Origin of the sequence: Streptomyces mexicanus, from assembly GCF_902506575.1 — a bacterium.
Taxonomy (GTDB): Bacteria; Actinomycetota; Actinomycetes; order Streptomycetales; family Streptomycetaceae; genus Streptomyces; species Streptomyces mexicanus.
Genome location: NZ_LR732544.1, coordinates 6,646,469 through 6,667,899 on the forward strand (window position 1 = coordinate 6,646,469; position 21,431 = coordinate 6,667,899).

Sequence of the window (21,431 nt, forward strand, 5' to 3'; positions counted from 1 at the left end):
GACGCATATGCTGGACGCGTGAACGATCGCGGACAGGACCTGGAACTGCGGCTGGTGCGCTACTTCACCGTGGTGGCGGCGCACCAGCACTTCGGCCGGGCCGCCGCCGAATTGCACGTGGCTCAGCCGGCGCTGAGCCGCCAGATCCAACGGCTCGAGAAGTATCTCGGCACCCGACTGCTGGACCGCACCCCCCAGGGCACCCGGCTCACTCCGGCCGGCCAGACATTCCTCCCTCGAGCTCAAGCCCTGCTGCAGGCCGCCCGGCAGGCCGAACTGGCCGTGCGCGAACAAGCCCAGAGCCAACGAATCGCCATCGGCTACGTCGAAGACCTGGTAGTCACTGCCGCCGTTCAGGAGCTTCGCCGCCGTCACCCAGAAGCCCAGATCACCACCCGGCATCTGAGCTGCCGCGACGTCGGGGCACTGTCCGACCAGCGCGTCGACGCCCTGATCACGCGAGCCCCATTGCCGCTTGCCGCCGACGACGTGTTCGCCACCCCGCTGTACGAAGAGCCCCGGATGCTCGTGGTCCCGCGGGACCATCCCTTGGCCGACCGCGCATCGGTGACCGCGGAAGAACTGGCCGGTGAAGAGGAGGCGCCCTGCGCGTTGGAGACCACCGACTGGGCCCCCTACCGAATCCTCGGGACCGACGTGCCGCCGATCGAGAGCTACGAGGACAAGCTCGAACTCGTCGCAAGTGGCGAGGCGATCGCCGTGCTCCCGATCGGCGATCGGCGTAGCTCACTGCGCCCCAACCTCGTCACCGTCCCGATCGAGGGCGCTCCCCCCAGCCAGGTCGTCCTGATCAGCCGCAAGGGCGATCGAAATCCGATGATCAAGAATCTCCGGCTGGCTGCCAAGGCCGTCCTGACCGCCCCGCCGTCCTGACCGGCACCGCGCCGGCGAGGGACGCGGATGATCACGGCGTGACAATCCGCTCAGCTATTCAAGGTGAACGGTCGACCTCAAGGCGCAGCGTTTGCCGATGACGCCGGGCCTTGAACGTGGGAACGGCGCGGCGCTTCAGTCCAACCTGCTGAAAGGCAACCGGTCGGCCGGGTGCCGCATGGCCGTGACCTACAGGAGCGCACAGGATGCGGGCGATGAGCAGGATCGTCGCCCAGGTAGAACGGAAGGGCGCGCCAGCTGCGACCACGCGCGTGACGGCAGGGGAGGGACGGCAACTTCATCGGGCGAGCTCCTGCTCGCGGGTCGGACGAGTGGGACGGCGGCCCGGCGCGCCCGCAGAAACTCCTCAAGCTCCGTTCTGCTCGCCCCCACGGTGCCCGTGTGGGCGCCGGCCGTGGGTGGGCCTGCCAGTACCCAGCTTCCCGGTCCATCGGTCAGGACCGGCCTGGAAGGGAGGCCGACCGTGTCCGACACTGGACCGTGCGGCCGGTGGTCCCGGCAGGCCGACGGCCTTGTCGGTCTGGCGTCTGCGTCCGCCGTCGCCGTGGCAGCACAAGAGGCGCACGCGCCAAGAGGTTCTGGGAGGGACAGGTGGCCGACAGCGACACGGACAAGGCCATAGCCGCCTTGCGTGAATCCGATCTCGGCAGTGACCCTGCGGCACTCAGGGCTTTCAACAGAGATGTCGTCGAGGAGTTCCGGGCCAATGGCGGGAAGGTCGGCGGCACCTTTGAGGGCGCCGATGTCCTGCTGCTGACCATGACGGGCGCCAGGTCCGGGCAGCCGCGGCTGACTCCGCTGGAGTACTTCGTGATCGACGGCCGCATCCTCGTCGTCGGCACCTACGGCGGTGCGCCGAAGGACCCGGCCTGGGTGTACAACCTTCGCGCGAACGCCGAGGCGCACGTCGAGATCGGGACGGAATCCTACGATGTCGTCGCCCACGAACTGTCCGGTGACGAACACCGGAAGCTGTTCGCCGAACTCGTCCGGCTGGCTCCCCGCATCGGGGTCTACCGAACCAGGACCACCCGGCAGTTCCCGATCTTCGAACTGCGGAGAACGGATGGACCGGGACGGCACATGGCACCTGCTTTCGCCCTGCCCTGAGCGAGGCCGCGCTCCTCACCCGCGCCACCGAGCCAGTGGTGGCCGAGGCGGCCGGCCCGGCGCCGTGAAGTGCGGTCGGCGCTCAGTCGGCGGAGCCGGAGGTGACGCTGCGTGCGGGGTCGGCCGCGCCGAAGGGGGAGCGTGGGCCGGTGATCACGGCCAGCAAGCGGGTGATCGCAGCATCGGGGTCGGGGCGGTGGACGGCGTGCACGGCGGTGTCGAGGTAGCCCTCGGGGCCGGTGAGCGGGACGAAGCTGACCCCGCCGACCGGGAGGTCGCGCAGCCCTTCGGGCAGCAGACTCCAAGCGCACGCTGACCAACGCTTGCAAGGAGGCCACCCAGGAAGCGCGGTCCCGCGTGCTGCCGCCCCGGTCCGGCCGGGACTGGCCCCGAGCGATCAAGAAGCCGATGCGGTGGCCGAGCCTGACTATTCGGAGCGGCCGCAGCAAGGTCGGGCCGGGGCGATGGGCGCACCACCAGACCACCAAACAGCCTAGACACCCGGGGCGCAGACCCGTACATCGCGCTCAACCACCTTGACCTCCTTACAGCTGGTCCCCCTTGCCGGCCGGTTTCGGAGGATGCGTCCCACCGCCGTCCTTGATGTCCTGCTCGCAGGTTCGTCTGTCAAAGGACTGGTCGTTGGGGATCAACAGCACTTCGGAAACCTGCTCAGGGTGCTCGACGGCGAGCCAGTCGTCGCCTGTGAGGGCGCCGTCCGGTTCGGGCCACGCCCCGGACGAGTAAACCGTCTGACACCCCAACGCCACGCGCTCCTTATCGACGGCGCAAGCATCCACTGCAGGGCCGGATGTCTTGTCGGCGCCGTCGAAGCGGTAGTGGAAGTGGACCTTGTCACCTTCGGAGAGCACCTGCGGGTGGGGCTCAAGGCGCCAGTCAACGATCTCGGCGGCGACGCCGAGAGGCCGCCCAGAGGTGTCCTCGACCTGCACTCTGACACCGGACTCACCGCGCTTTGCCGTCGTGTCGGTGCAGCCCCAGGGGGAAGAGCAGCCGGGCAGGGCGAGAATCACCAGAACCAACGGGGCAATGGCGAGTACCCGTGCGGGGAGCACTGAGAGGACCTCCGGTCGGGGTGGGGCTGAGCAGTGTATCCCTGGGCCTGGCAGCCGCGGGTGATGGCGGCGAGCGCCTGTGTCATGAAGCCGAAGCGGGAGGAGCTCTGTGAACTGGGCGGCCATGGACAGCATCACCATGCAGCTGGCTCACCACGTGAAGCCAATGGCTCAGAGCCCCTAAGGAAAAGCCCCGTGCCGCCTTCCGTTTCCTTGTGGCTGGGGCCCGGCCCAAACGGGGCAACGAGATGGCTGCGGAGTTCACGCGCCAGCGCGGCGGCGCAGGGCGGCGGCCCACTGATGGGGCGGATCGGTGAGGGTGAGGTTGTCGCCTCGCTCGACGGTCTGCAGGAGCATGGCGCACACGGTCGCCTCGGCGGCCAGGCCGGTCGGGCTGCCCAGGATGGGAAGGCCGCCTGTACGCGGGCGGCGGTCGCCGGCTCCAGCAGGGTACAGGCCTAGAGAATGGCGCCGTCGAAGCCTGCCGGGGCGGCGCCCCATCCTTCCCAGTCCAGAATCCGCGGAGGGTTGGTGAGGTTGGCCCAGTGCAGGTCTGCGTGGGCGGTGTGCCAGCAGGGTGCGGCGGGAGCGGGGATGCCCAGGTACTGGGGGATGGCCCGCTCCATGTACTGCGTGCGGACGGTGATGCGGCCGGTCGGTGTGGCCGACAGCTTCTCCAGCGTTTGGGACAGGTCCGTCAGCAGTCGGCCCCCGTGCCCGACCGCCAGCCCCTCGATGAGAACGCGGCCGCGTCGATCCGCGCGTACGCGACCGACCAGCGCGCCAAGTTGACGTCCTCACATCGGTGCGGGAGGACATCGCCGCCAACGGCTACCCGGCCGCGGAGTCCGGCGTGCTGTGGGAGGAAGCCCGCGACGGCCACCCGGAGCGCCTCGCCGGCGAGCAGCCCGGTGCCACCTGAGCACGCACCGCGCCGGTCCCAGGTCGTCCTGGTGGAGCCCGCGCTGAGCCAGCTGGAGAAGCTGACGGCGGCCGAGACGCACCGCCTGGACCGCGCGATCGTCGCGATCAGCGTCAATCCCGAGCTGGGCACTTCAGTGCCCGAGACCCTGCTGCGCGACTACGTGGATGACGTCGACGGGGTCCGGGTGATCTACTACGTGCCCGCCCTTCGTCCGACGGTTGTCTCGGATGAGAGAACGTTCTCGGCAGGTCAGACGTTTGCGTGGTCGTGAGGCACGTTGGTCACGACGATGGCGGGGGCCGGGCCAGACCGTTCCGGGTGATGTCACCGGTCTGTCGTAGAGTCCTGGCCGTGACGACTCTCATGATCGATGCAGGTCCAGTCACGTCGACTGCTCAGGTGACCCGGACCGGTGGAGTGCCTCTGGCACCGGCCGGCACTCCGTGGCCCTGCTGCACTTCGTGCAATGGCCCGATGCAGTTCCTCGCATGCACCCCACCTCGTCGCCCTCGTCCGGGCAGGCGCCCGCTTCGAACGCGGCCACCTGGTCGAGCGGCCGAAGGCGACGGCCGCATGATGCGCGAAGAACGCCAGCAGCGGCGGTCAAGGCCGAGAAGTGAACACGGCTACTTCCTGCTCAAGGCAGATCGCGTCGAGGACGACGCGTGGATGTCCCAGCCAGAAGCCGGCCGCTACCTGGGCATCGCGCTCACCCGCGTCGGGATGTTGATCGCCAACGGTCACCTGACACCCGCGGAAAACTCGGTCGGGCAGGCCGGAGTGACAACCGCCAGCGTCGAGGCCGAGAAGACCTGGCGAGCGAACGCGACAATCCGCGCGAAATTCACTCGCCTCCTAAAGGACACGATCAACTGGTTCTGATCGGTGATCCACAGGTCTTGACGATAGCTCATCAGGCTTTGCTCTTTCCGACGGATGGTCTTCAGCCACTGCCCCAGCCTGACGATGTCGATCAGGACCTGCTTTTGCTCGGTTCCGTGCGGGCGGTCAGCTTGGTGCATGTCGACGAGCCCGATTACGACAAAGCCAGCGAAGAGTGGTCAGCGAGAAACGCCCATTCCGCGTCATCCGTGCTCGGCCACTTCGGAGGTAGGCCCGCCTGGATTCAGGGCGACGAGACCCCGTCCTGCCTGTCATGCGCCCCTCCTATGTCGCTGGTCGTCCAGCTTGAGGAAGGTCCGGACCACAGCACCGCCATGAACTTCGGCGGCTGCGGCGGCGCCTATGCGTTCGCCTGCGAACTGTGTGGCCGCGCGAAGTTCCTGTGGCAGTGCTGATCCGGCGCTCTCAAAAGCGCCGCTGAAGGGCGGGACCAACCAGTTCCGACCTCCGTGCGTCACGCCTGCCCGATCCCTCGTTCGAGCCGCCGTGTGAGGCGTTCCACGCGTTCTGAGGACAGGCCACATCTCCGACCCCGCCGTGGTCAGGAGCCGGACAGGTGGCGTGCCGACTCAGCGGCCAGGCGCCGCATGACCGTGCGGTTGGCGCGCCGCATCGTGGCCCGGACGAGGGGGGCCAGCAGGCGGTCGGCGAGCGGGGCGCGCACCCAGGCGTACGTGAACGAGGCGTGGCTCCCACCGGTTCGGGGCTCGATGGTGTAGGTGCCGTGGGCCAGTCGCCGGCCGCCCGCGCTGACGTTGCGTTCGACGATGCGGCGCGGCGCGTCGGCCTCGACGACCTCGATGGTGACGTCGGTCTTCGTGCCGGCCAGCGCGGCGGTGACTGTGGCGCACGAGCCGATGCCCCGATCCGGGCCGCTGAGACGCCAGTTGGTCAAGTAATGGTCGGTGAACCGCTCGTGATGCGCCATCACGTCAAGAAAGTCATAGACCTGTTCGGGCGTGTGCGGCACGTCGATGGACACGGTGACAGACCTCATGGACGGCACGGTACAGCGGTATGTACGCGTCGGCTCCGGTGCGGAGCCGAAGGAACACCACAACCTGTCAGGGTCCCACCGCCGTCGTCGGCGACCGGAACGGAGTGAAGTGCGTCGGGGCATGCTGCGATGGGCAGGTCTGGACGCCAGGCGGTGAGGATCTGGGTGGAGCAGACGAACAGCCCTTGCGGAAGAGTGTCGAGGCCGAACCACCGCCAGCCGCTCACCCTCTCGCCGGCTGGTCCGCCGGCTCGCCCTCCCAGGCCCTGACGAGGGCGGGGCGGGCGCTCGGCGCGTGCGCGGACGAGCTGGACCGTCACCGGATTGTCGTCTTCGGGCGCACCACGCAACAGCTCCACCGCTTCGACGTCGAAGCCGTGCCCGGTGAGCGGGTCCTGCCACACCTGCGGGGCGAGCATCCACAGTCGGGTGGGGGATGGGCTCCTCGCCGCGCAGCCGGATGAACTCCTGGCGTGGTGCCACCGTGGCGGACGGCCCCCGGCCTTCGGCGTCGCTGTGCAGCGCGGAGAAGACGAGGGGCGCGTTGTCGACCAGCCCGTCCCGCAGGGCCGTCAGCAGATGGCGGGGGCCGACGCAAGAAGGTACGCAGGCCGTAGGCGGCCTCGTAGGGCGGGGCCTGGCGGAGGTGCTCGGCGACGTCCGCGCACAGGAAGCGCGCCGGGCACCACGCCGTGCACCTGGCCCGCGCGCACGGCGCCCTGGTGGACGGCGTCGGTGGCGGGCCGTCGACCAGGCGAACACCACGTGGCTGCGAGAGCTGATTGCCGAGCCGGGTGGCCGGGCGAGGCGATGGTCGGACGGCAGGCCGCCGGGGCCGCTTGACTGATCGCTCAGCATGCCGACCGGCAGCCCGACTTCCAGCAGGAGTGCCTCGAGTTGCTTGCGGGCGCCGTGTCCGCGGGCGACGCCGATCCGCAGCACGGCGCACTGCTGGAGGACCGGGTACGGATCGCCCAGGGAGAGGAGCAGATCTTCCGCACCCAGCTGACGCAGGGTCCCGACGGCACGCTCGTCCGGTACCCCCATCGGAACCCGGACGAATTTGAGGCGCTTCGAGCCGCCTGGGGGTTCCAGCCGCTGGAAAGGTACATCGAGCAGGTCGCGGCTGGCGTCGGGTAGGGCGGGCGAGCTGGGACGGAAGTGGACGGGCGCGAGACCGGCCTCCGCCGCGCTGCGCGCTCGGGTGACAGCCGTGACCGACACCGCTAGGGGATGTCTCTTGGTCGGCCTACGGCCGCCACTCCGGGCGGTACTGGGGGTGCTCGGCGTAGGACTGTGCCAGCACTTTGAGCGCGTACGCGAGCCCTGCGTGACGTGAATCCGCGTAGTCCAGGCCGTTCTTCAGGGCCGGGTAGTCCACGCCGGGTCGCTGGTCGGCGCCCGCCGGGCCGCTGGCCGGCTGGGACTTCGTCATCGCCGTAGCACCTCGTGTCCCGGTGCGAGCACCTCACATCCGCACGTCAGAGCGCCGGGGCTTCGAGCCCCGGCGCTCTGCCGTGTGCGGCGCGGCGGACAGGCGCGGGGCGGAAAAATCGTCGCGGTGTCGAAAAAACTCGACACGATGTAGATTGGAAGACGTGGCGGGGAACCTGTCATGGCGGCACGCCGCCACGGACAAAGGATGTGAGTGTGGCGTGAAAACTTTTCTGATCACCGGGGTCAGCAGCGGACTCGGTCGGGCGTTCGCCGAGGGGGCCCTGGACGCGGGACACACCGTCGTGGGCACAGTCCGCAAGGAAGCCGACCTGGCCGCGTTCGAGGCGCTGGCGCCGGGCAGGGCGCACGGGCGTCTTCTCGACGTGACCGATGACGAGGCCGTCTTCCAAGTGATCAACGACGCCGAATCGACCGTCGGCCCGCTGGACGTGGTGATAGCCAACGCCGGCTACGGCCTGGAGGGTGTCTTCGAGGAAACCCCCATGGCTGCCGTCCGCGCCCAGTTCGAGACCAACGTGTTCGGTGCCGCTGCCACGCTGAAGGCGGCCTTGCCCCAGATGCGCGCGCGTCGCTCGGGACACCTGATGGCGGTGACCTCGATGGGCGGCCTCATGGCCGTGCCGGGCATGTCCGCCTACTGCGGCAGCAAGTTCGCCCTGGAGGGCATGCTCGAAAGCCTCCGCAAGGAGGTGGCGGGCTTCGGTATCCACGTCACGGCCATCGAGCCCGGTTCGTTCCGCACCGAATGGGCCGGCCGGTCGATGACCCGAGCCGAGCGGTCGATCCCCGACTACGACGAGCTGTTCGAGCCGATCCGCGCGGCGCGCCTCAAGGCCAGCGGGAACCAGCTGGGCAACCCCCGGAAGGCCGCCGAGGCCCTGCTGCACATCCTGGACGTGCCCGAGCCGCCCGCCCACCTGGTTCTGGGGTCGGACGCCCTGCGCCTCATCCGGCAGGCCCGGGAGGCAGTGGACGACGACATCCGTGCCTGGGAAGCCCTGTCGCGCACCACGGACTTCCCCGACGGAGCGCAGATCACGAGCAACTGACACACCGGACGAGTGCCCGGCCGGCTCACACCGGCCGGGCCCGTGGGCCGGACGGCCCGGGCAGCGCCGTAACCCGCGGCCGGACCGCCGCCCCGCCGTCGAAGTAAAGTGCTGCGGAGTCGAACACAGGGGAGATGACCGTGGGAAGGCGCAGTGATGCCCCCCGAAAGGGAGACCTGCGTGAGCAGGCTCTTCTGGATGCCGCCGAAGCGCTGCTCGCTCACACGAGTCCGGAGAACCTGACCGTGGAGGCGATCGCGCAGAAGGCCGGGATCTCCCGGGCATCCCTGTACTTCTACTTCGGAAACAAGCACGAGGTGCTGGCGGCCCTCGTCGAACGGACCATGCGGACGATCAAGGCGTACGCCGACGCCACGGACCAGCAGACATCCGTCCCGCCGGTGGAGGCCATGGAACGAGCCGTCCACGCGACCGAGCAGGTGTGGCGGGACCACGGCACCGTCATGCGTGCCGCCGTCGAGTACTCGGCGCTCCACCCGGTCATCAGCAAGGCCTGGAACCAGACCGTCGAACGGTTCGCCCGGACCATGACGCACGTCCTGAAAAGCGCCGGCCTCCCCGACGGGGACGGTCCCACCAGCGCTCAGGCCGTGGCGGACGCCCTGTGCTGGATGACGGAGCGCACCTTCTACCGTGCCTCCAGCACCCCGGGCGGGGACCTGGGCCGGGCGAGCGCGACCATCATCGAGGTCTGGCGCAAGGTGATGACGGCCTGACGGGGCAGGCTCAGAGTCGCGAGAGGCCGCCGTACGACTGCGCGGGCGCGGCGGCCTGCGGCCGTCCGGTCGCCTTTCGCCCCCGCCGCCCGCCTGGACCGGAAAGGCACCGCAGCTTCACCGCGCAGCGGAACCCGCCCCTGGCGACATGTGACAGCAGACGTGTGGCCGGACCCTGGCCGTCGGGCGCGTCGGAGCAGCGCGTGGTCAGTGCCGTCGGCGGCCTCGACGTCCTGCCCGTGCGAGCCGTCCTCCCCGACGGCGATGACCGTGGGGTACTCCAGCTGCCGGGCGAAGGTGTCGGCGACCGTGCGCTGGTCGGTCGGGGCCGCGGCGAGGCCGACGTCGGCCAGGTCGTCGCCGTCGGACAGGTACGGCAGGACGAGGGCCGGATCGATCACGGTGGCCACCCCGGTCAGCGCGAGCGGTGCGCCTGCGGCGGCGATGACTCCGGCCATGGCCTGGGGTTCGACGGAGTCCCAGAGTTCCACGACGGCAAGTCGGTACCTGTCCTCCCCTGCGAGCCGCAGCAGTTCGGGGACCTCGTCACCGAGGGGCAACTGCGCCACCTTTTCGGCAAGGGCCGGCACCCGCACGCCGACCGGATCGGGGCCGGCCGGCTCGCCGCCGGGAAGAAGTCCTCGGCCGCGCGCCGGGGCGGGGCGCTCGGGCGGCGGACGGAAGGTCACCGGCTTCGACCTGATGCACCACCCGCAGCAGCCCGGACCGCACCGCGGTCAGGAGGTCGGCGATTGAGTGCATCCGCTGCCGTGCATTGCACCGGTGGCTCTGTTCGCGAGTACCAGCAGCAGTTGCTCACCAGTTCGAGCTGTGGGCGCGCCCGGCTGTGATTCGAACAGTGCAGGTGCCAGGGCAGCGCGCAGGCAGCCGATCACGGCTGAGCGCCCGGGGGCAGGGCACTTTCTATGGGTGCTGTCGGACGAACTGCGTTCCCGGCATCAGCAGGCGGTTGATGCGGCCGTCGGGCAGGGGCTGGCAGAGTTGGCCGACCGGGAGACGCGTGCGGAGCTGTCCGCGTACGAGGACAGGGCCATGCGGTGGGGCGGCTCGTCTGTCCCCTCACGGTCATGGCCAACACACCGGCTCTCGTGCGCAGGCCCGCTGGCACGTCACGGATGAGAATCTGACCCGTGTCCCCATCAGACGCTTACACACGCCAGACGCTCTGCGGCCGCGGATCGCGTTCCCCGCTGCGTGCCTTCCTGCACACCGAGACCGGCGGTGCCGCGGTACTGGGCACCGCCGCGCTCGCCGCACTCGTCTGGGTCAACGCGGCACCCTCGGCATACACGTCGTTCTGGCACACCCGCCTGTCTGTCCACTTCGGCACGTACGGGATCTCGCTCGGCCTTCGGGAGTGGGTCAACAGCGGACTGATGACGTTCTTCTTCTTCGTCGTGGGTCTGGAGGCACGCCGTGAGTTCGACATGGGCGAACTGCGCGAGCGCAAGCGGCTCACGCTGCCGCTCGTCGCCGGGCTCAGCGGCATGATCGTGCCCATCGTCCTCTACCTAGCCGTCAATGCAGGTCACGGCAGTGAGCAGGGCTGGGGCGCGGCGATGTCCACCGATACCGCGTTCGCCCTGGGCGTGCTGGCCGTCGCGGGCCGCGGCATGCCGCCCGGGCTGCGGGTCTTCATTCTCCTGCTGAGCGTGGTCGATGACTTCCTCTCCCTCGGCGTCATCGCCTTCGCCTACAGCGACGGCATCGCCGCGCCCGCACTCGCCGTGGCCATCGGCATCCTCGCTCTCGTCCTGCTCAGCCTGCGACTCGGGGTACGCCACGGCAGCGTGTACGCGCTGCTGGGCGTCGTCGCGTGGGTCGCCCTGCTCGAGTCGGGTGTGGACCCGGTGGTGATCGGTCTCGCTCTGGGGCTGCTCACCTACGCCTCCCCTGCCTCCCGAGCCGACCTGGAACACGCGAGCGGCCTGTTCCGGCTGTTCCGTGAGCAGCCCACCCCGGAACTGGAGCGGTCCGTCCGCGCCGGCATCGCCTCGGCGATCTCCCCCAACGAGCGTCTGGAACGGATCTACCACCCCTGGACCAGCTACCTGTTCGTTCCACTGTTCGCCCTGGCCAACGCGGGCATCGAGATCAGCAGCGACCAACTGGCACGGGCCTTCACCTCGCCCGTCACCCTGGGCATTCTCATCGCCTACGTTCTGGGCAAGCCCCTGGGAATCGTCGGGTCCTGTGCGCTCACCACGTTCGCCTCCCGCGGGCGACTGCGCCTCCCGGTCGGCTGGGGAGCGGCAGCCGCCGGCGGCGCGCTGAGCGGCGTCGGATTCACCGTTTCCCTGCTCATCGCGACCCTCGCCTTCCACGGCGCACGCCTGGACGAGGCCAAGCTCGGCATCCTCGCCACACCCGTCTGCTCCTTCCTGACAGCCCGGCTCGTCACCGCAGCGATCAAACTTCTGCCACCCGCGCTGCGGCTGCGGGCCCTGTTCGGAAAGGCGGAGACGATCGTCGACCTGGCCGTGCCCGTGGATGCCGACCGCGATCACATCCGAGGGCCACACCACGCACCTGTGACCGTCGTGGAGTACGGCGACTACGAGTGCCCCTACTGCGGTCAGGCCGAGCCCGTCGTCCGGCAACTCCTTGCCGACTTCGGAGACCTGCGCTACGTATGGCGCCACCTTCCCCTCACCGACGTGCATGTCCACGCGCAACTCGCCGCCGAAGCAGCAGAAGCAGCCGCACGCCAGGGCCGCTTCTGGGACATGCACGACCTGCTGCTCAGCCGTCAACAAGCCCTCCGTGTCGAAGACCTGCGTGCCCACGCCGCCGTCGTCGGCCTGGACGTGGAGCGCTTCGAACAGGACCTGCGCGCCCACGCCGGCGCAGCCCGCATCGCCGAGCACGTCGAGTCGGCCGACCTCAGCGGTGTGGCCGGCACCCCCACTTTCTTCATCAACGGGCGCAGACACCATGGCGCCTACGACCTCGCCGGCCTCACCGCCGCCGTCCGCGCCGCCCGTCAACGCGCATCTGTCTCCACATGACGGAACACGGTCATGTCTGCGCCACACTCGTGAACGTCCCCTACAAGGTCTCCCGGACTGATCCCGAGGTCTTCAGACTCGACGTGGCTGACCTTCACTTCGGTGACGGCGCCGGCCTCGGGGAAGACGGCGTGCCAGTCGCCGATGACGTGCAGCTTGTCGGTGCCCACCGCGCACGATGACGCCGAACAGGGTCTCCATGCGGTCTCCGGCCTCGGCGTCGCACAGGTGGGTGCGGCAGTGCGTGTGGACCGGTTCGAGGTCGGTCTTCACCGGGTCGTCCGGCTCTCGCAGCGTGTATTCGGCCAGGTGGATCGGCATGGCCCCTTCCTTTCCGCTCAGCGGGGCCCGGCCCCGTGGGGCCGGACCGTGGCCGTTCAGCGGGGCAAGCGTCCGAACATGACGTCGGCGGCAGAGTGGGAGTGGTCGCGGGCTCCGGAGCCGGGGAGGTTGCCGTGGATGACGTCCTCGCCGGGGCCGCGGTCGTGCTGCGGGGCGGGGATGATCCCGGGCCGTGATGAACGAGGCGCGCAGGCCGGCCTCGTAGGTCCGCAGTCGGCGCGGGGCCCGGGCGGTCACCTCGATGTGATCGGTGCACGAGCCGAGGCCGAGGCTGCTGGTCGCTTCGCCGATGCAGCTGGCGTCGCCGGTCTCACAGGTGATCTCACACGGGAGGCAGGGCCGACCGGCGATCCGCCACCTGCGTCGTCGCCGGAGCATTGGCGCCACGATCCCCGAGCGCCGCGATCAGACGGCCGACCGCCGACGACGAGGGCGCCTCGGCGGTCGGCCGCCCACTTTCGACGAGGAGACCTACCGCGACCGCAACGTAGTCGAACGATGCTTCGCCCGTCTCAAGCAGTTCCGCGCCATCGCGACCCGGTTCGACAAGCTCGCCGACCGCTACCGCGCCGGAGTCGTACTGGCCTCCCTCATCCTCTGGCTCCGCGAACCGACCAGATGATCATTTGTCAGACAGGCTCTAGTAATTCCGGTCGGATGTGTTGACCCGGGCGGCAGGAGAGGGCGGCCCGCGGTCCAAGCAGGGGAAGCCAGGGGAATCCATGGCGCCCGCAGACGAATTCGCGCGCCCCCAAGATGTCCAGCTTCGCGGCGACCGCCTTCATCGCGGCCCGCTGAGTTGGGTAGGGGGGCGGAACTCCGCAACCTTGCGTACCCCGACTCACGAAACCCGGCAGGGTGAGGGGACGGACGGGCCTTGACTCGACTTCAGGAAATCGAGTCCCCGTCAGGCCCGCAGCGCTTCACTGCGGGGCAGCGCTGCGAGTATCTCCGAAACTCCACCGCAGCCCGGTTGCTCCACCAGACTTGCTCCTGCATCTCGACGGAGAAGGGCGGCAAGCATGGCGAACAGCGCACTCCTGGTGATGGACGTCCAACGGGACGTCGTGGCGATCGCCGATGACGGTTCCGGATATCTGCCGCGCTTGCGCAGGGCGATCGACGGTGCTCGGGCTGCAGGCGTCACCGTGATCTATGTGGTGCTCGGACTACGGCCGGGCGATCCAGAAGTAAGCCCCCGCAACAAGGTGATGACAAACGTCGTGCGGGCCGGCCTGTTCACCGAGGGGGCCCCTGGCACCGAGATTCACGACGACGTCGCACCCCAGCAGGGAGACATTGTGGTCACCAAGAGACGGGGGAGCGCATTCTCGGGCAGCGACCTCGACTTGGTGCTCAGGGCTCGCGGTATCGACAGCCTTGTTCTCACCGGCATCGCCACCAGCGCTGTGGTGCTGTCCACCTTGTGGCACGCCATCGACCTGGACTTCGGCCTGACCGTCCTGGCGGATGCCTGCCTCGACACCGATCCCGAGGTGCACCGGATGCTCACCGAAAAGTTGTTCCCGCAATGGGCAGATGTGGTCGCCGTCGAGGACTGGATCAAAGCCATCGCGCCGCAATAGCGGGAGGCCCTCCACGCCCTCTCGTGCATGGTAAAGCGGCATCGTCTCGGCCGTGTCTCTTTGCTGGGCTCGTCAGTTGGTCGGATATGCCTGTCCGGTTACCGATCACTGATGGGAGGTGGCGCAGCGCCGAGCACATCCCCCGCCCAGACAGGAGCCGACAAGGTCGTCGAGCGCCGAACGCCCACCCGCGCGACGCCCTGCTCATGCCTTCTCGTCCGCCCCGGCCCCGGCCCTGTACGACGCCGACGTCCGCCGGCACGCCAGGGGTTCTTGAGGCCGCCATCGCGCTGCCCGAGGCTGAACGCCTCGCTGAGACGGAACAACTGCGCCGGGCCCGGTCGAAGTCGGCGAGGCGGGCCGCGCCCAGATGACCGCGGTGGCTGACCGGCCGGGCCCGGAGCCACCGGGGCGTGGTCGGGAATGATGGGCGGACGACCGACGATCTGCCCGTGGGCCCGACTCCCGAACCGGCCCCGCGTCTCCATGGCCAGCACGGGTTGCGTGCCCTGTCGGCTCCACGCCGGCTCAGTGTGGACGACCACATGTTCACCGCACCCGGCTGTCGGCCACCTTCCGATCGCGGCGGTTCACCACTGACGGAGCGCACCCGATGGCGGTGGCGGCCAAGTCGGCCCGAAGTGGCCCGATGAGGATCGGCGAGCTTCGCGGAGGCGCTGCCCGAGATCCGATCCTCCAGCACCGACCGACGCGAAGCCATGCGAAATGGTGGAGGGCTGGCGACTGGGACCGGATCGTCCGGCGGGCCGAGGGGGGCGCGCGCCGCCAGGGGAGCCGGCGGGCTGTCGCGACCGGGAAGGACCTCCGTGAAGAAGCGCCGCCGGTTGTCCTCGCGGAAGGCGGGGTCGGCCTTGCGGTCCGCCGTGATCGCCTCCTCGGGACAGGAGAGTTCGCACGTCCCGCAGTCTGCGGTCGTCGCCGGGTGCGTGCTGCAGTGCTTCTTCAACCCGTGCAGCGTGGGGGTGGCCGCGCTGCTGCCGTCCAACCTGCTGCAGTACGCGCTGCTCGCGCCCGACAGCGCCATGGCCGTGGCGGCCGCCGACTGGCTGGGAGAGCGCCGTGTCAGCCGTGCCTGCACCGCACGTGCGCGGCATGTAACAGAGGGAAACGCGCTCGGTACGCCGGAGCGGGACGACCTGTAACACGCCACTGTGAGGATCTCTTCGTCTTTCAAGATCACCACCGGTCCTCGGAGACGGGTGGTGTGTCCTACTGAAAGGGGATCCGCCAGATGGCAGAGCCTCAACCGGGAACGGGCACCAGCAGACGTGGGTTCCTGCGGGCCGTCGGGGTCACCGGTGGTGCCGGGGCCATGTTCGCCACCATGGGAGCTCTCGGACTCGCCCCCTCCGCTGCCTACGCCGCCGAGAAGGAGGTGCCCTTCGTCGCTCCTCGACGCAGCGACTTCACTCTGCAGGGCCGGCACGGCAAGCCCGCCAAGGTCGTCGTCATCGGCGGAGGCATCGCCGGCCTCACCTCGGCCTACGAACTGGGCAAGGCCGGATACGACTGCATCGTCCTCGAGGCCCGCGACCGCGTCGGCGGTCGCAACTTCACCGTGCGCGGCGGTGACACCGTCACCGACCTGAACGGTGTCACTCAGGAGGTGACCTTCAGCCGGGGCCAGTACATGAACTGCGGCCCGGGCCGTCTCGCCCAGTGGATGAGCACCCTGGACTACTGCCGCGAACTCGGGGTGCCGGTCGAGGTCTTCACCAACACCAACGCCAGCGCCCTCATCTACAACGAGTCCACCGGTATGAAAGCCCCGGTCGCCTACCGCACCGCCAAGGCCGACGTGTACGGCTACGTCTCCGAGCTGCTCGCCAAGGCCGCGAACGCAGGAGCCCTTGACGCCGAGTTGACCGCCGACGACAAGGAGCGGCTGCTCACCTTCCTGAAGAGCTACGGCTCTCTCGGCTCGGACTACAAGTACACCGGCACCGAGCACCGCGGCTTCAGCGTCGATCCCGGTGCCGCCGGCACCCCGGGCGTGGAACTCGGCGGCTTGCCGTCCCTGTCCGAGGTCTTCGCCTCCAACGTCGGCCGCTACTTCTCCTTCGAGTTCGGTTACGACCAGGCCATGCTGATGTTCCAGCCGGTCGGCGGCATGGACGCGATACCCGTGGCCTTCGCCAGGGCCATCGGGCCCGGCAAGATCCTCACCGGCGCCGCGGTCACCCAGGTCAGGAACACCTCCCGCGGTGTCGAGGTCACCTACACCCGAAACGGCCGCAGCAAGGTCATCGACGCGGACTACTGCATCGCCACGCTGGCGCCCTGGATCCTTGCCCGGACCTCCCACAACCTCGGCTCCGCGGTGCAGAGCGCCCTTCGGGCGGTGCGGCCCTCCCAGGCATCCAAGATCGGCCTGGAGTACAAGAGCCGCTGGTGGGAGACCGATTTCAAGATCATGGGCGGTATCACCGAGACCGACCTGGACCTCGACCACATCTGGTACCCGTCCCACGGTCACCTCGGCGAGCGAGGCACTGTCATCGGTTACTACAACACCGGCGCCCACTCCGAGACCTACTCGGCGCTCACGCCGGCCCAGCGCCTGGAGCGTGCCGTCGCTCAAGGTGTGAAGATCCACGGTGAGAAGTACCGGTCGGAACTCACCGCCTGGTACTCGCACCAATGGAAGCTCGTCCCGCACATCGAGGCCGCTTGGCACTCCATGTCCGGCGGCCCCGACGCCCCGGCGTTCGCCCCGCTCAACCAGGCGCAAGGCAACGTCTACTTCGCCGGCGACTACCTGAGCTATCTGGACGCCTGGCAGTGCGGCGCGATCTCCTCCGCCCGCAAGGTCGTCACCGAACTGCATCAGCGGGTCCTGGCCTCCTGACCTGCCGTACCTCTCCCGAACCCCGAAGCCTCCGGGGGCGAGGACAGCACCACCCGCTCCGTGGAGAACGATGCCCGTGTAGAGAAGGCGCACGTGAAGTCGTCGTGCGGCGAACACCCCGGCCCGGCCCCCTGCCCGAGGGCCGGGCCGTAGTGTGAGGCGTCCCGGTCGTGGGGCCAGATGGGCACCGATCCGGCCACCCCCTCGGAGTGTCCGGATCGGGAATGCCGGTGTGCAGGTTTGTCGTGGGCAGTTTTCCACATGGACGCGGAGCCCGCCGACGGCGCGCAGGACGCGGGTGAGGGTACCGTCGTGTGAGCGCCTGTGCCCCGCGCCGGCGTCCCCGCGCGCCGTTTCTGCGGCTGACGTTTCCGGGCATGCGGCGCGGGCAGGCCGATGCCCATGTGCCGTGCGCCCTTCAGCCCGTCGTCATCCACAGTCCACCAGGGCAGACCAGGGTCTGAACGCCGCCGCTGCATCGCTGCCGTATGTCTCGATACCACGTGCATCGATACAACCTGCACGATACGGCAGGTACCGACACCCCGACCTTGCCTGCCGCCCCGACCTTGCCGAGGACACCATGTGCCGTGACGGACACTGCGAGCACCACGCGGATCCCCTCACCCCGGACGCCGTCGGCGACCACGAGCCGGGCGCCGCGGTAGGACGGCGGCGGCTGCTCACCGTCGGACTGGGCGGCGCGGCCGCCCTCACCCTGCCTCCGGCTTCGTTCGCGCAGGCCGCCGACGACTTCTCCGGCGCCGCCCCGCCGGCCGGCCGCGAGGTGACCCGTACCATCACCGGGTTCCTGGAGACGGGAGCCGTGGACTTCGTCCACCTGCCCGTCGAAGTCCCCCCGGGCGTGCAGAAGATCGCCGTCTCCTACTCTTACGACAAGCCCGCCGTCCCGCCCGGCACCCCGGGCAACTCCTGCGACATCGGTGTCTTCGACGAACGGGGTATCGCACTGGGCAGCCGGGGATTCCGCGGCTGGTCCGGCGGCTTCCGCTCCTCCTTCGAAATCAGCAACAGCGACGCCACCCCCGGATATCTGCCCGGCCCCGTCAACCCCGGCACCTGGCACGTCGTGCTCGGCCCGTACCAGGTGGCGCCGCAGGGCATGCACTACCGAGTACAGACGACCTTGACCTACGGCGAGTCCGGCCCCGCGCATGTGAACCACTACCCGCCGCAGCGAGCCGAAGGGCGCGGGCGCGACTGGTACCGGGGGGACTGCCACCTGCACACCGTCCACTCCGACGGCAAGCGCCTGCCGGGCGAGGTCGCGGCCGGCGCCCGGGCCGCCGGGCTGGACTTCATCGTCTCCACCGACCACAACACCCCTGCCTCGCACGGCGTGTGGGGTGAGTACGCCGGGCCCGACCTGCTGATCGTCCCCGGCGAAGAGGTCACCACCCGCAACGGCCACTGGCTCGCCCTCGGCCTGCCGCCCGGCGAGTGGATCGACTGGCGCTACCGCTCGCGTGACGACGTCTTCAAGCGCTTCGCGCGCCAGGTGCGCCGCGGCGGCGGCCTCGTGGTGCCCGCGCACATGTACTGCGCATACGTCGCCTCCCAGTGGAAGTTCGGCTTCGACGACGCCGACGCCACCGAGGTGTGGACCGGCCCGTGGACCTACGACGACGAGCACGCGGTGAGCACCTGGGACCAGAAGCTCGGTGAGGCGGTGCGTACCGGCACGCGCTGGCTGCCGGCCATGGGCAACAGCGACGCCCACAGCGACCCGCAGGTCATCGGCCTGCCGCACAACGTCGTCCGCGCCGACGGCCTGGCCACCGACGCGATCATGGAAGGCATTCGCGCAGGCCACAGCTGGATCGCCGAATCGGCGTCCGTGACACTGGACTTCACCGCCACCGGCAACGGCGGACAGGCCGGCATCGGCGAGACGTTGAAGGTACCCGCCGACGCTCCCGTCGACGTCCGTCTCGACGTGCGGGGCGTGCCCCACGGCACGGTCCGCGTCATCACCGACGAGGGTCAGATGCACCAGGAGTCGCTCGACGCCTCCGGCACCGGAACGGTGATGTGGCGGACGACCGCCTCCCTCGCCTCCTATGTGCGCGCCGAGGTCCGCCATCCGATGGCCGACGGCAGTCCGGGACAGGGCAACACGATGGGGGAGGCGCTGCTGTTCGGCCCGATGGCCGCCCTGACGAACCCGGTCTTCCTGACGGCGACGACGGCTTCGCACAGCTGACGGGACGGCCCGGCCGTTCGCAACGGACACGAGACCGGTCGAGCGGGAACACCGGGCATGACCTCGACGGTTCTCCCGTGCAGGGGGGCGCGCCGTCCTGGCGTCAGGCGGTGCGCTGGGGCCCAGCGGGGTCGATGGGGGCGGTCCGGGCCGGCCGTCGGAGCGCCGTCCAGGCAGCGTCGGTCTCCGACCGAGGTTGCTCGGTGATCGGCCCCTGGTGGACGTGGCTCGCATTCCCGACCAGCATCAGGCAGCGCTCCCGACCCCTTCGGGTCGGGCCCGCGGACCGTCCGCCGCGGGGATCGCACCGGGCCTGTCCGGCGGATCATGCCGCAGGCGCAGGCGCAGGCGCAGGCGCAGGCGCAGGCGCAGGCGCAGGCGCAGGAGCGGGAGCGGACGCGGCCTGACCGCCGGTGCCTGGCGGGGCGACGCGCACGCCGCTCTGCCGCTCCGACCGCCTGCCGGGTCAGTATCCCGGACGGTTCCAGCGGGCACCGGAGCCCCGTGGACACCAGGACCACCTCGGAGCGTGCCGCGGAGTCGAGGGGCGCGGTGCGGTCGCGCATGGTCGGCTGCCATCGGGGACTGTCGAGGTGCGTGCTGGCGCGCCGGGAAGGGCGCGTGGTGCGGAGTGGGTGCAAGGAGCGGCGCGCGGCCGGGCGTGGGGTCTTTCTGCGGCCACCGGCCGTGGGTGGAGCTTTTGGGCCTGCTCGGTCTACGCCGCCTCCAGCGATTCGGCACCGATCGGCCCCTGTGCCTTGACGGAGCCCGCCCCGCTGGAAACGGTGAGCCGGTCAAGCCGCTCCCGTCTCTCTCATTCTCCTCAGGAGTCCGCGTGACCGACACTGCGTACCACGGTTCGGCTGCACAACATCCCACGCGACGCGCGCTGTTGCGGGCCGCAGGCATGATGGCCGGCCTGGCTGCCACAGGGCTGGCCGGCCCCGCTCCCGCTGCGGCCGCCGCCGGTGGCACGACCGCGTACCGCGACCGCGAGCTGCGGGGCGAATGGATCGCGACCGTCGCCAACACCGACTGGCCCTCACGGGCCGGGCTGAGCCCGGCCGCACAGCAGGCGGAGTTCGTCGCGCTGCTCGAGCACGCCCGATCGATCGGGCTCAACACGGTCTTCGCACAGGTCCGTCCGGTGGCCGACGCCTTCTGGCCGTCGCGCTTCGAGCCGTGGTCGCAGTACCTGACAGGTACTCAGGGCGAGGACCCCGGTTACGACCCGCTGGCCTTCATGGTCGAGGCCGCGCACGAGCACGGGCTGACCCTGCACGCGTGGTTCAATCCGTACCGCGTCTCGCTGCAGTCCGACGTCACCAAGCTCGTGCCGGGGCACCCGGCGCGGCTGCACCCGGAGTGGGTCGTCTCCTACGGCGGTCAGTTGTACTACAACCCCGGCGTCCCGGCGGCCCGCGCCTTCGTCGAGGACGCGATCTTGGACGCGGTGGAGCGCTACGAGATCGACGGCGTCCACTTCGACGACTACTTCTACCCCTATCCGGTGGGCGGCAAGGACTTCCCCGACGACGACGCCTTCGCCGCGTACGGCGCGGGCTTCACCGACCGGGCCGCCTGGCGGCGGCGCAACGTGGACCTGCTGGTGCGGGAGGTGCGCGACCGGGTGCGCAGGATCCGGCCCGAGGCGGCGTTCGGCATCAGTCCGTTCGGCATCTGGCGCAACGCCTCCAGCGATCCGCGGGGTTCGGCCACCAACGGCACCCAGTCCTACGACGCGCTCAACGCCGACACGCTGGGCTGGGTGCGCGAGGGCTGGCTGGACTACATCGCCCCGCAGCTGTACTGGAACATCGGTCTGCCGGTGGCCGACTACGCCGTCCTCGCCCCGTGGTGGGCGCAGGCGGTCCGCGGCACCGACGTGCAGCTGTGGATCGGCCAGGGCGTGTACAAGGCCGGCGACCCCGCTCAGCCGGCGGCCTGGCAGGACCCGGCCGAGCTCTCCCGGCATCTGACCCTGGACGAGGGCCTGCCGGAGATCAACGGCGAGATCCTGTTCAGCGCCACGGACGTGGCCGCCGACCCGATCGGCGCGGTCACCCGGCTGACCGCCGACCACTGGCAGCGGCCCGCACTGCCGCCGCTCCTGCCGAGACTCGCCGGTGGCCCCGCACCCCTGCCCCCGCTCGCCGCGGCGGCGGGCGACGGCATCCGGATCGAGGTGCGCTCCCGCGGCGACCACGTGCC

Annotated in this window: 18 protein-coding genes and 3 pseudogenes; 15 read left to right on the top strand and 6 right to left on the bottom strand. The window is 69.9% G+C overall.

The genetic code is table 11. The features are described from left to right. The first annotated feature begins 18 nt into the window (after positions 1-18). Positions 19-894: a LysR family transcriptional regulator gene (locus GV126_RS29760; protein WP_159672494.1), complete on the top strand. Its 876-nt coding sequence runs from the start codon at positions 19-21 to the stop codon at positions 892-894. 612 nt (positions 895-1,506) lie between these two features. Further along, positions 1,507-2,025, top strand: a complete 519-nt coding sequence (locus GV126_RS29765; RefSeq protein WP_236570166.1) for a nitroreductase family deazaflavin-dependent oxidoreductase — start codon at positions 1,507-1,509, stop codon at positions 2,023-2,025. Positions 2,026-2,570: 545 nt separating this feature from the next. Here the strand turns inward: GV126_RS29765 and GV126_RS29770 are convergent. Continuing rightward, positions 2,571-3,101: a hypothetical protein gene (locus GV126_RS29770; RefSeq protein WP_185947467.1), complete on the bottom strand. Its 531-nt coding sequence runs from the start codon at positions 3,099-3,101 to the stop codon at positions 2,571-2,573. 458 nt (positions 3,102-3,559) lie between these two features. Continuing rightward, on the bottom strand, positions 3,560-3,727 hold the full coding sequence (locus tag GV126_RS29775) for a hypothetical protein (RefSeq protein WP_159672498.1): 168 nt from the start codon (positions 3,725-3,727) through the stop codon (positions 3,560-3,562). A gap of 327 nt (positions 3,728-4,054) precedes the next feature. On the opposite strand from GV126_RS29775, the gene GV126_RS29785 reads away from it, so the two are divergent. From GV126_RS29785 to GV126_RS29795, 3 genes are all read left to right on the top strand, one after another. Next, positions 4,055-4,297: a hypothetical protein gene (locus GV126_RS29785; RefSeq protein WP_236570167.1), complete on the top strand. Its 243-nt coding sequence runs from the start codon at positions 4,055-4,057 to the stop codon at positions 4,295-4,297. A 302-nt stretch (positions 4,298-4,599) separates the two neighbouring features. Next, entirely contained in the window at positions 4,600-4,908 is a 309-nt protein-coding gene (locus GV126_RS29790; RefSeq protein WP_236570168.1) for a DNA-binding protein, read from the top strand. Between the two features lie 17 nt (positions 4,909-4,925). Continuing rightward, positions 4,926-5,324 (top strand): hypothetical protein, encoded by a 399-nt coding sequence (locus tag GV126_RS29795; RefSeq protein WP_159672502.1) that lies wholly within the window; start codon positions 4,926-4,928, stop codon positions 5,322-5,324. A gap of 146 nt (positions 5,325-5,470) precedes the next feature. Here the strand turns inward: GV126_RS29795 and GV126_RS29800 are convergent, their stop codons facing one another. Then, positions 5,471-5,926 (bottom strand): SRPBCC family protein, encoded by a 456-nt coding sequence (locus GV126_RS29800; RefSeq protein ID WP_159672504.1) that lies wholly within the window; start codon positions 5,924-5,926, stop codon positions 5,471-5,473. 846 nt (positions 5,927-6,772) lie between these two features. Here GV126_RS29800 and GV126_RS29805 point away from each other — a divergent pair. Continuing rightward, positions 6,773-7,066, top strand: a complete 294-nt coding sequence (locus GV126_RS29805; protein WP_159674248.1) for a DUF6624 domain-containing protein — start codon at positions 6,773-6,775, stop codon at positions 7,064-7,066. 109 nt (positions 7,067-7,175) lie between these two features. Here GV126_RS29805 and GV126_RS29810 read toward each other — a convergent pair whose 3' ends face one another. Continuing rightward, positions 7,176-7,361: a DUF6221 family protein gene (locus GV126_RS29810; protein WP_159672506.1), complete on the bottom strand. Its 186-nt coding sequence runs from the start codon at positions 7,359-7,361 to the stop codon at positions 7,176-7,178. Positions 7,362-7,581: 220 nt separating this feature from the next. Here GV126_RS29810 and GV126_RS29815 point away from each other — a divergent pair, with 220 nt between their 5' ends. Together GV126_RS29815 and GV126_RS29820 are read left to right on the top strand one after the other, a co-directional pair. Continuing rightward, positions 7,582-8,433, top strand: a complete 852-nt coding sequence (locus tag GV126_RS29815) for an oxidoreductase (protein ID WP_159672508.1) — start codon at positions 7,582-7,584, stop codon at positions 8,431-8,433. A gap of 134 nt (positions 8,434-8,567) precedes the next feature. Beyond that, a complete protein-coding gene (locus tag GV126_RS29820) occupies positions 8,568-9,170 on the top strand; it encodes a TetR/AcrR family transcriptional regulator (RefSeq protein ID WP_159672510.1) in 603 nt (200 codons plus the stop codon). A gap of 194 nt (positions 9,171-9,364) precedes the next feature. On the opposite strand, the pseudogene GV126_RS29825 reads toward GV126_RS29820, so the two are convergent. Next, positions 9,365-9,718, bottom strand: a pseudogene (locus GV126_RS29825) (cobalamin biosynthesis protein CobW); the annotation flags it as partial. Between the two features lie 603 nt (positions 9,719-10,321). Here GV126_RS29825 and GV126_RS29830 point away from each other — a divergent pair. Further along, positions 10,322-12,199 (top strand): Na+/H+ antiporter NhaA, encoded by a 1,878-nt coding sequence (locus tag GV126_RS29830; RefSeq protein WP_159672512.1) that lies wholly within the window; start codon positions 10,322-10,324, stop codon positions 12,197-12,199. Here the strand turns inward: GV126_RS29830 and GV126_RS36805 are convergent. Then, positions 12,175-12,369 carry a hypothetical protein gene (locus GV126_RS36805; RefSeq protein WP_419796038.1) on the bottom strand — a complete coding sequence of 65 codons (195 nt, stop codon included), beginning with the start codon at positions 12,367-12,369 and terminating at the stop codon, positions 12,175-12,177. The genes GV126_RS29830 and GV126_RS36805 overlap by 25 nt on opposite strands. Before the next feature lie 518 nt (positions 12,370-12,887). Here GV126_RS36805 and GV126_RS29840 point away from each other — a divergent pair. From GV126_RS29840 to GV126_RS29865, 6 genes and pseudogenes are all read left to right on the top strand, one after another. Continuing rightward, positions 12,888-13,185, top strand: a pseudogene (locus GV126_RS29840) (IS5/IS1182 family transposase); the annotation flags it as partial. Between the two features lie 378 nt (positions 13,186-13,563). After that, positions 13,564-14,127 carry a cysteine hydrolase family protein gene (locus GV126_RS29845; protein WP_159672514.1) on the top strand — a complete coding sequence of 188 codons (564 nt, stop codon included), beginning with the start codon at positions 13,564-13,566 and terminating at the stop codon, positions 14,125-14,127. An 827-nt stretch (positions 14,128-14,954) separates the two neighbouring features. Continuing rightward, a complete protein-coding gene (locus GV126_RS29850; RefSeq protein ID WP_159672516.1) occupies positions 14,955-15,290 on the top strand; it encodes a hypothetical protein in 336 nt (111 codons plus the stop codon). 89 nt (positions 15,291-15,379) lie between these two features. Beyond that, complete coding sequence (locus GV126_RS29855) at positions 15,380-16,996, top strand: flavin monoamine oxidase family protein (protein ID WP_159672518.1); 1,617 nt, start codon at positions 15,380-15,382, stop codon at positions 16,994-16,996. A 583-nt stretch (positions 16,997-17,579) separates the two neighbouring features. Further along, the gene (locus GV126_RS29860) at positions 17,580-19,220 is read left to right on the top strand and encodes a CehA/McbA family metallohydrolase (RefSeq protein ID WP_185947470.1); all 1,641 of its coding nucleotides are present in this window, start codon (positions 17,580-17,582) and stop codon (positions 19,218-19,220) included. A 907-nt stretch (positions 19,221-20,127) separates the two neighbouring features. After that, positions 20,128-21,306: pseudogene (locus tag GV126_RS29865) on the top strand (glycoside hydrolase family 10-like protein); the annotation flags it as partial. Positions 21,307-21,431: the final 125 nt, after the last annotated feature.